The following is a 9,662-nucleotide window of genomic DNA, read 5'->3' as shown; positions in this document are numbered from 1 at the left end:
GAACTAAGATATAGATGAGGAGTTGATAATGAATGAAATTCTTATCATTCAAGTATAACGACGCTGAATCATATGGCGTTAAAGTTAAGCGTGAAGACGCAGTTTGCGATTTAAAACAAGTTTTCGCAGAGTTCGGTGAAGGTGATTTCCATCCGAAAACATTGTTAGAAGGTTTACAACAAAACCAAACGTTAGATTTCCAAGAGCAAGTACGTAAAGCTGTTGTTGCTGCTGAGGAAAGTGGTAAAGCAGACGATTATAAAATTGCGTTTAACGATATTGAATTCTTACCTCCAGTTACGCCTCCAAATAATGTGATTGCTTTTGGACGTAACTATAAAGATCATGCAAGTGAATTAAATCATGAAGTAGAGCGCTTATATGTATTTACGAAAGCCGCTTCATCATTAACTGGTGACGAAGCAACAATTCCAAATCATAAAGATATCACAGACCAATTAGACTACGAAGGAGAACTTGGTATTGTTATTGGTAAAGCCGGAGAGAAAATTCCAAAAGCTTTAGCATTAGATTATATTTACGGTTATACAATCATTAATGACATTACTGACCGTACTGCACAACAAGCGCAAGACCAAGCATTCTTATCTAAAAGTTTAACTGGTGGTTGCCCAATGGGACCTTACATCGTAACTAAAGATGAACTTCCAACACCAGAGAATGTTAATATCGTTACTAAAGTTAACAATGAAATTCGTCAAGATGGTAATACAAGCCAAATGATTAATAAAATTGATGATTTAATTGAAGAAATTTCTAAATATGTTGCTTTACATCCAGGCGATATTATCGCTACTGGTACGCCAGCTGGTGTAGGTGCAGGTTTACAACCACCACAATTCTTACAACCTGGAGATGAAGTTAAAGTTACAATCGATAACATCGGTACGTTAACAACATATATTGCTAAAGATAGCGAATAATATATTATGCTATAATCTCTGAAAGGTCGCCGTTATGGCGACCTTTTTTAATTATAAGAATATTAACAATATATGTTATGATATTAAGGTGAAAGTAATAATAAGTATGGGGGAGGAATTTGTCTTGTTACATATGCATATTGTAAGTTGGGTTCTAACAATTGTGTTATATGTTATAGCATTTTTACATATTTCTAAAAAGCAAGGCCCTACACCAATGTTTAAACCATTACAAATGGCATTAAGAGTATTTATGTTGTTTACATTATTCTCAGGCTTCTGGCTTTTAATTCAAGAGTTCATGGCAGCGAGTCATGGCGGTGGTGGCAATCATATGTTACTAACGTTAAAAATGCTTTGTGGTCTTGGCGTCGTAGCTTTAATGGAAGTTTCGATTGCTAAAAGAAAAAAAGGCCAAGCAAGTCATGGTTTATTCTGGTCAACAATAGTGCTAATCATTATTACAATGGCATTAGGCGTTATTTTACCATGGGGACCTATAACTAAAATGTTTGGTTTAGGATAGATTTTAAAATTAATAATATAAAAACTCGAAGTCACTTGATAGGAATTACTAGGAATACTATCTCGTGTCTTCGAGTTTTGTTTTATTTAATATCGCGAGCTTGATAACCAATCATATTGATTAAATCTTTGGGATGACTATATGGTGGCGCATATGCTACTTCAAATTCTGTAAGTTCATCGACAGTAACGCCTGTCATCATGGCCATAGATAATACATCTATACGTTTATCAGCGCCTTTCTTGCCTACAGCAGCTACACGTAATAATTGTCTATTCTCTTTATTAAAATAGACACGTAAGTGCAAATCGCTATTACCTGGGTAATAACCAGCGTGAGCTCCACCTTTTAATTCAACCATTTCATAATTAAAATGATCTAATTCTGAAGGTTTCACTCCAACGCTAGCGAAGGTATAGTTGAAAAATTTCACAATATTAGAGCCGAGATAACCTTTGAACGTCACCTTGTTATTACCAGCGAGTTGTTCCGCAATAATACTTGCGCCACGATGTGCACCCCATGCTAATGGCACTTGCGCTGATAAGTCTACGTGACGATAATGAGACGTAATAGCATCGCCTAATGCATAAATATTAGGAATATTCGTTTCAAATTTATCATTCACCGGAATAAATCCTTTGTCGTCCAACTTAATATTTGATGAGTTCAAGAACTTAGTATTAGGGTGTGTTCCTACGCCTTCAATGATTAAATCGTAATCCTCTTTTCGTCCAGATTTGAATGTTACCGTTTTTCCTTCAATTGTTTCAATTTCTTCATTTAAGCGATAAGCAATGTTATTTGCCTCGAGTTCATCAAAAATAGGTTGATTCATATCTTGATCCATTAATTTGTTTACCTGTTCAGAGCGATGAATCAATGTCACATTTAATCCACGGTGATGCAAATTCTCAACTACTTCTAAAGAAATATAACCTGCACCTACAACTAAAGTTTTCTTAACTTGGTATTGTTCAATATAGTCATCGATTGCATCAGTATCTTCCATGTTACGCAATGTGAATATCATGTCACTATCGAATCCTAGGTGATTTGCGCTTGCACCAGGACTTAAAACTAACTTGTCATATGATTCCTCAAATGTTTCGCCTGTTTGATGATTTAATACACGCACAGTTTGCGATTTATCATCTACACTAATTACTTCATGATACGTTTTTACAGTTATGTTTTTCTTATCTTTAAATGTTTCAGGTGTAATAGGTAAGACTTTTTTGCGTTCAGTTATAACATTACCGATGTAGTAAGGTAAACCACAATTCGCGAAACTCATATCGCGGTCCTTTTCAAAAATAATAATGTCACTTTCTTTGTCTAGTCGACGAATCTGGCTAGCACACGTTGCGCCTCCAGCTACAGCGCCGATAACAATAATCTTAGTCATATATAAACCTCCATTATCTATATCATAAAAAGAGTGAGGCAAAATTTAATGATTAAATTCTGTCTCACTTATCATCAACATTTATCCTTTATAAGGCATATTTAGGTCAAAGAAATCATTGAGATAACGTCCAATCCCATCTTCATTATTAGAATGCGTAATATGGTTAGCGATATGTTTTAATTCATCTAAACCGTTATCCATAGCGATACCATATTTAGCATACTTAATCATTTCGATATCATTATCTTCATCACCGAAAGCGATAATACGAGATGGGTCAATGTTTAAATAGTCTTTCACATGATCGATGCCACGTGCTTTACTTATACCACGTTTCACGATTTCAATAACAGGAAATGGTGCTCCCCAACGACGATGTTCAATATTCTCAGCATAGAAGCGCGTTAGCATTTGTTTGATACGTGGAATATTGACTTCCTCCGCCTCAACTAGAATAGAAGTAGGGGGTTCATCTAATTCTTCTAATAAATTACCCGTTTGGATTTTAGGATTTCCCATTGAAAAGCCTTCAAATAAACGTGGGTCATGATTATTAATAAATACATGATCTCGAACTTCAGCGATAATATTCGTCACATTCGCTTTCTGAAGTGCTTCAATCATGTTACGAGATAAATCAACATCTAACACTTCATGTGTCGTTTCAAAATCATCAGCTTTAGGATGATGGACATAGGCACCGTTAAAATTAACGATAGGTGTATCCATATTAAGTTCATGATAGTAAATTTGACTCGCACGATAAGGACGGCCAGTCGCAATCATGATACGGTGTCCTTGCTTCTTCAATGTTGTCAAAACTTGTTTTGTATATGAACTGATTTCTTTATTATCATTTAATAATGTTCCATCTAAGTCTAAACAAATTAAATAAGGTTCCATAAATTTCTCCTTGAGTAACATATCATCAAATTTCTTGTTTAGTAGTATCATAGCATTTTATTGGCGTTTTGTCGGATATTTGATATATTAAGGGAAAGATAATATTGAGAGGTGATACTAATGGAAGAAGCATTAAAAGATAGTATCCTTGGTGCACTTGAAATGGTAATTGACCCTGAATTAGGTATTGATATCGTTAATTTAGGTTTAGTATATAAAGTGAATGTTGATGACGACGGTCTATGTACAGTCGAAATGACATTAACATCAATGGGTTGTCCACTTGGACCACAAATTATTGAACAAATTAAAACTGTATTAGCTGAAATTCCTGAAATTCAAGATACAGAAGTGAATATCGTTTGGAACCCACCATGGAATAAAGATATGATGTCTAGATACGCTAAGATTGCCTTAGGCGTGAGCTAGATTTGGTGCTGAAGCAATAGTACACATAAACGTTGTACTATTGTTTTTTATTTTCTTTAAAAGGCAGTACCAAATAACAGACAAATGAATAAAATAAATATCAGTTTCAAAAAGAAACAATGTTAACAGAATGACATTATTGTAATATAAATTGAATTTGTTTATAGGTTATACTACAATACATAGGACTTATATCATAAGTGATACATAAAGAAAGTTATATTTAGTAAATTTTTAAGAAATATATTTATAATGTAATAAGCTAGTCGAGAACTTAATTTAAAGAACATACAGTATTATATCGTGCATTGAAGTTCAGGCACCTCAGTATAAAACACGACAATCATACACATTGATATTTGAAAACTTAGAGTAACTCATATTCACTTATGTTGATGATCATCGGCTTACGTTTTATCCTAACTTGCAGTGCTTTTAAATGTAATGAATTTATATGAAATTTATTATTTTACAGGGAAAGAATGTGAACAATGAAACTAGAGTTAAACAAAAGTAAGCATCGTAAGACTAAAATGCGCTACATGCCTGGGTTAGATGGTTTAAGAGCAATCGCTGTTATTGGTATTATTATTTACCATCTAAATCGACAATGGCTTAAAGGCGGCTTTTTAGGTGTAGATACATTCTTTGTAATTTCTGGTTACTTGATTACAAGTTTACTATTAAAAGAATACGAAGAAACTGGCATTATTAATCTTAGACAGTTCTGGACGCGACGTATTAAACGTTTACTTCCTGCTGTTTTAGCACTTTTACTTGTGGTAGGATTAGCTACATTAATATTTGAACCGCAACAAATTGTTCGAGTGAAACATGATATGTTAGCCGCATTATTTTATGTTTCAAACTGGTGGTACATTGCAAAAGATGTAAACTACTTTGAACAATTTTCATTTATGCCGCTTAAACACTTATGGTCTTTAGCTATTGAAGAACAATTTTATTTATTTTTCCCATTCGTGTTAGTCATTTTATTATTAACGATTAAAAAGTATAGAAATGTTACATTGATATTTTGGATTGTATCGCTAATCTCACTATTAGCAATGGTGATCATTTCACAACCAAATGTAGGATATTCTCGTGTTTACTTCGGTACAGACACGCGTTTACAAACATTGTTACTTGGTGTGATATTAGCGTTTATGTGGCCACCTTTTAAATTAAAAGCGAATCCACCAGCTGTTTTACAACGAACAATTGATGGCGTGGGTATCGCCGGTTTGGTCATGTTAATTATATTATTCTTTACAGTAAGCGATAATAGTTCATGGATATATAATGGAGGATTCTACCTCATCTCAGGCATGACATTATTTATTATTGCAAGCGTGGTTCATCCCACTTCAATATTAGCAAGGATACTTAGTCATCCAGTCCTCGTTTATATTGGTAAACGGTCTTATAGTTTATATTTATGGCACTTTGCGGTTATCAGTTTCGTACATATTCACTATACGGATGGGCAAATTCCAACTTATGTCTATATTATTGATGTTATCTTAACTGTTCTATTCGCTGAATTGTCTTATCGTTATGTAGAAACGCCAGTTAGAAGAGAAGGGGTTAAAGCTTTCTCATTCAATCGTTTACGACGACCTAAGTTTATTAGAACTATCGTTACAATAGTGTTAACTATTCCATTACTGTTGATATTTGCCGGTGCTTTTGACCGTTTTGGAAAAGATGAAATAGCGGATAAAGCAAATTCATTTAATACGAATGAAACGGACAAATATTTAGTAAGAATGATGCCAGGAGAAAATATTAAACTTGATGGTTCATCAACTAAGAGTAAGAAAAAAACCCAAGTTTATACAAATATTAGCCCAGTATTAATTGGGGACTCTGTAATGGTTGATATTGGAGAAACATTCAAATCTCAAGTTCCAAAAGCTACGATTGACGGTAAAGTTGGACGCCATTTACAAGAGGCATTAACCGTGGCTAATAGCTATACCAATTATAATAAACCTTCCGATCAGGTTGTTTTAGAACTCGGTACAAATGGTGACTTTACTAAGGAAGAGCTTGATCAATTGATTAGTAAATTTGGTAAAGCGCAAATTTACTTAGTTAATACACGCGTACCAAGAGATTGGCAAGACAATGTTAATAAACAATTAGCTGATGCAGCTAAAACACATAAGAATGTTACCTTAGTCGATTGGTATAAACGTTCAGAAGGACATTCAGAATACTTTGCTTCAGACGGTGTTCACTTAGAAAATAGTGGTGTTGAAGCATTATCTGATGAAATTCTTAAAGCAATTAAGAAAAATACAAAAAATTAATAATAGTGACAGACCAGTAGAGTGAAACGACTCATTGAACTGGTCTGTTTTTTGTTTTCATTTATTTAGACAAAGTTTGACTATTATACTGTGAAGGTAAAAAATTTGATGTTTATTTGTGAGCACAATGTGATAAAACATGAAGTGAAAGATAATAATGAAAACACGTGAGACCAGTGGTGGCACGCATTTTCAAAAAATAAAAAAAGTTGAGTATAAATGTTGCTTAATAGTCAAAGAAGGTCTATAATGTAATTAAGGTCAAAGAAAGTCAAAGTCAAACAGAAGTATTTGACCTTGCTCTTATTAAATAAGTAGGGGTGAATAAATTTGGATATTAATCAAATGACATATGCAATTCAAGGCGCACTACAAAAAGCGGTTGAATTGAGTAAAGAAAATGAATTACAAAATATTGAAATTGAAGCTATATTAAAAGGAACTTTAGAAGAAACTGATAGCTTATTTAAAAGTATATTAGAACGCGCAAATATAGATACAGATGAATTAAATCAAGCGTATACAAATAAATTAAAAAATTATCCTTCAGTACAAGGAGATAACATTCAATATGGACAATATATCGGTTCAAAGGCAAATGAGTTATTAAATAAAGCTGAATCGTATATGAAAGAATATGAAGATGAATATATCTCAATGGAACATATCTTACGTGCTGCAATGGATATTGATGACATCACTAAACAATTTGTAGGTAATAAAGAAGAAGTAGTGAAAGAAATTATTACTAAAGTTAGAGGGGGAAATCATGTGACTTCACAAAATCCAGAAGTAAATTATGAAGCTTTAGAGAAATATGGTCGTGACTTAGTAGAAGAAGTACGCCAAGGTAAAATGGACCCTGTCATTGGTAGAGATGAAGAAATTCGTAATACAATTCGAATCTTAAGTCGTAAAACAAAAAATAATCCTGTGTTAATCGGTGAACCAGGGGTAGGTAAAACTGCGATTGTTGAAGGTTTAGCGCAACGTATTGTAAGAAAAGATGTGCCTGAATCTTTATTAGATAAAACCATCTTTGAATTAGACTTAAGTGCCTTAGTTGCTGGGGCGAAATTTAGAGGTGAATTTGAAGAACGTCTTAAAGCAGTGCTTAAAGAAGTAAAAGAATCTGATGGACGTATCATCTTATTCATCGACGAAATCCACATGTTAGTTGGTGCGGGTAAAACTGACGGCGCAATGGATGCTGGCAACATGTTGAAACCGATGTTAGCACGTGGTGAATTACATTGTATTGGTGCTACTACTTTAAATGAATATAGAGAATATATTGAAAAAGACTCTGCATTAGAACGTCGTTTCCAAAAAGTAGGCGTAAGTGAACCAGATGTTGAAGACACTATTTCAATCTTACGTGGTTTGAAAGAACGTTACGAAGTGTATCATGGGGTACGAATTCAAGACCGTGCCTTAGTAGCGGCAGCTGAATTATCAGATCGTTACATTACGGATAGATTCTTACCCGACAAAGCGATTGACTTAGTCGACCAAGCGTGTGCAACAATTCGTACTGAAATGGGTTCAAACCCAACTGAATTAGACCAAGTTAACCGTCGTGTAATGCAATTAGAAATCGAAGAAAGTGCATTGAAAAATGAATCTGACAATGCAAGTAAACATCGTTTAGAAGAGTTACAAGAAGAACTTTCTAATGAAAAAGAAAAACAAGCTGCTTTACAATCTCGTGTTGAACAAGAAAAAGAAAAAATTGCGAAAGTACAAGAAAAACGTGCTGAATTAGACCGTAGTCGTCAAGCATTAGAAGATGCACAAACTGAAAGTAACTATGAAAAAGCAGCTGAGTTACAATATGGTACCATTCCTCAATTGGAAAAAGAATTAAAAGAATTTGAGGAAGCATATCAAGATGAACAAGGCGACAGTGAACGTATGATTCGTGAAGTTGTTTCTGACGAAGAAATCGGCGACATTGTTAGTCAATGGACTGGTATTCCAGTATCTAAATTAGTTGAAACTGAAAGAGAAAAATTATTAAGCTTAGGCGATATCTTACACGAGCGTGTAGTAGGTCAAGATAAAGCCGTAGACTTAGTATCTGACGCTGTAGTTAGAGCACGTGCAGGTATTAAAGACCCTAACAGACCAATTGGTAGTTTCCTATTCTTAGGTCCAACTGGTGTAGGTAAAACTGAATTAGCTAAATCACTTGCTGCTTCATTATTCGATTCTGAAAAACACATGATCAGAATTGATATGAGTGAATATATGGAGAAACACTCTGTGTCTAGATTAATTGGTGCCCCTCCAGGCTACGTAGGTCATGATGAAGGCGGTCAATTAACTGAAGCGGTAAGACGTAATCCTTATTCAGTCATCTTGCTAGATGAAGTTGAAAAAGCACATAGTGATGTATTCAACGTATTACTTCAAATCTTAGACGAAGGTCGTTTAACTGACTCTAAAGGACGTAGCGTGGACTTTAAAAACACTATCATTATTATGACTAGTAACATTGGTTCACAAGTATTACTTGAAAACGTTAAAGATAGTGGTGAAATTACTGAAGACACTGAAAAAGCTGTAATGGATAGCTTACATGCCTTCTTTAAACCTGAAATCTTAAACCGTATGGATGATATTGTATTGTTCAAACCATTATCTATTAACGATATGAGTATGATTGTTGATAAAATTTTAACTCAATTAAACATTCGCTTAATGGATCAACGTATTTCAATTGAAGTATCTGATGATGCTAAAAAATGGTTAGGCGAAGAAGCATATGAACCACAATTTGGTGCAAGACCATTGAAACGATTTGTACAACGTCAAATTGAAACGCCATTAGCACGTATGATGATTAGAGAAAGTTTACCAGAAGGTACTGTAGTGAATGTCGGTTTAGATGACAATCACGAATTAACATTCGATGTACAAAAACCTGAGAATGAATAATGAGTTATGAAAAGAACCTAGGAAGTGTGATACGCACTTTCTAGGTTTTTATTTTGGGGGTGACTCCAATGTGTTTCTGCATATTGTGGGATTCGCTTAATCAAAGTATAGCTTAATCAAATGATGTTGGTAAGGGTTAGTAATTCATTTATAAAGTAAATGAAAAAATACGGTTGATGGAACATTAGAAGTTA

Annotated in this window: 7 protein-coding genes; 5 read left to right on the top strand and 2 right to left on the bottom strand. The window is 34.1% G+C overall.

The genetic code is table 11. From position 1 onward, the window contains the following. The first annotated feature begins 32 nt into the window (after positions 1–32). Complete coding sequence (locus LIX58_RS01265) at positions 33–944, top strand: fumarylacetoacetate hydrolase family protein (RefSeq protein WP_226386012.1); 912 nt, start codon at positions 33–35, stop codon at positions 942–944. A gap of 124 nt (positions 945–1,068) precedes the next feature. Then, positions 1,069–1,470 (top strand): YisL family protein, encoded by a 402-nt coding sequence (locus LIX58_RS01260; protein ID WP_126565228.1) that lies wholly within the window; start codon positions 1,069–1,071, stop codon positions 1,468–1,470. Between the two features lie 82 nt (positions 1,471–1,552). On the opposite strand, the gene LIX58_RS01255 is transcribed toward LIX58_RS01260, so the two are convergent. Together LIX58_RS01255 and LIX58_RS01250 are read right to left on the bottom strand one after the other, a co-directional pair. After that, entirely contained in the window at positions 1,553–2,878 is a 1,326-nt protein-coding gene (locus LIX58_RS01255; protein WP_154836586.1) for a CoA-disulfide reductase, read from the bottom strand. Between the two features lie 81 nt (positions 2,879–2,959). Next, the gene (locus LIX58_RS01250; protein ID WP_126565230.1) at positions 2,960–3,784 is read right to left on the bottom strand and encodes a Cof-type HAD-IIB family hydrolase; all 825 of its coding nucleotides are present in this window, start codon (positions 3,782–3,784) and stop codon (positions 2,960–2,962) included. Positions 3,785–3,904: 120 nt separating this feature from the next. On the opposite strand from LIX58_RS01250, the gene LIX58_RS01245 reads away from it, so the two are divergent. The 3 genes from LIX58_RS01245 to clpB all read left to right on the top strand — a co-directional run bounded on the left by LIX58_RS01245 (position 3,905) and on the right by clpB (position 9,468). Further along, positions 3,905–4,213: a metal-sulfur cluster assembly factor gene (locus tag LIX58_RS01245; RefSeq protein ID WP_033079770.1), complete on the top strand. Its 309-nt coding sequence runs from the start codon at positions 3,905–3,907 to the stop codon at positions 4,211–4,213. Between the two features lie 491 nt (positions 4,214–4,704). Beyond that, a complete protein-coding gene (locus tag LIX58_RS01240) occupies positions 4,705–6,528 on the top strand; it encodes an acyltransferase family protein (RefSeq protein ID WP_154836587.1) in 1,824 nt (607 codons plus the stop codon). 330 nt (positions 6,529–6,858) lie between these two features. Further along, positions 6,859–9,468, top strand: a complete 2,610-nt coding sequence (gene clpB / locus LIX58_RS01235; RefSeq protein WP_154836588.1) for an ATP-dependent chaperone ClpB — start codon at positions 6,859–6,861, stop codon at positions 9,466–9,468. The last annotated feature ends 194 nt before the right edge of the window (positions 9,469–9,662 follow it).

Origin of the sequence: Staphylococcus sp. Marseille-Q1834, assembly GCF_916858875.1 — a bacterium.
Taxonomy (GTDB): Bacteria; Bacillota; Bacilli; order Staphylococcales; family Staphylococcaceae; genus Staphylococcus; species Staphylococcus pragensis.
The sequence above is the reverse complement of the archived record's forward strand: the minus strand, read 5'-3'. Positions and strand labels throughout refer to the sequence as shown.